This window comes from Streptomyces sp. NPDC005151 (genome assembly GCF_053599875.1).
The window spans coordinates 1-1271 of sequence record NZ_JBSFYR010000262.1 but is presented as its reverse complement, the minus strand read 5'-3'; the positions used below and the strand labels follow the sequence as shown (position 1 = coordinate 1271).

Genomic DNA, 1271 nt, shown 5'->3' with positions numbered 1-1271 from the left:
CTTGTACGACGGCGGCACAGACGACACCAGCGATCCCCTTCCCAGCATGATCAACACGAAGATCATCCCACCCGGTCAGCCAACGTGACAGTGCCAGTAGTCGACTTCCAGACTCGTCCACTGCCAGCAACTGCGAACAGATGGCCACCACCATCACTGGCAAAGACGATGGCAGGTGGCTCGTCGTCGATCTGGACAGATCCGTACTCACGGAAGTGCTCAGCGACCGTCGAGGCAGGGTGGACGAAGTGTCCGTGCTCGACGTCAGGCATGGACACTTCGCAGACCACCCAGTAAAGGGTCGTCAGGTCCGAGGGGATCGGCGTGAGATCCACGAGTGCGTCCGTTGCCCCATGGCTCTCATCCGTTGCCAGGTTGACGGCGTTCTCGCCAGGTGGGAACCCATGCGTCTTCAGAAACGACGACATCACAGCCGCGAGCACTGTAGAAGTCTGCTCGCACCAGCCTCGCACCCACTCCGAGTCGAGCCGCTCACCAGACACGTTCATCCTCCTCCGGCCTCGGGATTGGTAGGCGTCGTTGATCGTGTAGTCGGTTTCGGCTGCCCGCTGTCGTGGAGGGGGAGCGAGTGTCACGGGCTGTGGTCACGTCCGTCCCGTGGGGCGAAGGCTGCGAGGGCGTCGGTGTCGGTCGCGCGAGCGTGCAGGAAGTAGTCGGCCCACTCGGTGATTTCAGGGTAGGACGAGTCCTGGCCGAGCTGGGTGGCTGCGGCTTGGAGGTCGAAGTGCGTGGTACGGAGTTCGACGCCCGGGCCCAGGAGGGCCCAGTGTGCTCCGCTTCGTCCGTAGGGCATGCCGATGCTGCCGGGGTTGATCATGAGCCGGCCGTGGGCGAGGCGGACGAACGGCATATGGGTGTGGCCGCAGACCACGGTGCGGATGTCGGTTTCGAGTCCGCTGAAGACTTCCTTCCAGCGGTCGAGGCGGGAGTCGACCAGGACGACTTCCTCGTCGTCGCGAGGGGTGGCGTGGCAGAACAGCACCTTTCCCAGGCCGTTCACAGGCAGGGAGAGTGATCGTGGAAGCGAGCCGAGAAAGTCGAGATGGTCCTCGCGGAGCTGTTCGGCTGCCCAGGGGGCGATCGGATCGGGGATCGTGTCGCGTTGCCCCCGGCGGTATTCAAGGAGTTCGCGGTCGGCGTTGCCGCTGATCCAGATGCCCTCTGTGACAACCTCAGGTGAGTCGGGGAGAACCCGGAAACATCTGACTGGGCGGAGAGACGAGTAGTGCTGTACCGATGACCGTTGTGAC

General features: G+C 63.6%; 2 protein-coding genes. Both read right to left on the bottom strand.

Annotation, left to right across the window (positions count from 1 at the left end; all coding sequences use genetic code 11):
- Positions 1–62: 62 nt before the first annotated feature.
- Positions 63–509: a hypothetical protein gene (locus ACWD6R_RS40600; RefSeq protein ID WP_451823349.1), complete on the bottom strand. Its 447-nt coding sequence runs from the start codon at positions 507–509 to the stop codon at positions 63–65.
- Between the two features lie 83 nt (positions 510–592).
- On the bottom strand, positions 593–1271 hold a 679-nt coding region (locus ACWD6R_RS40595; RefSeq protein WP_451823348.1), incomplete at its 5' end, for a metallophosphoesterase family protein.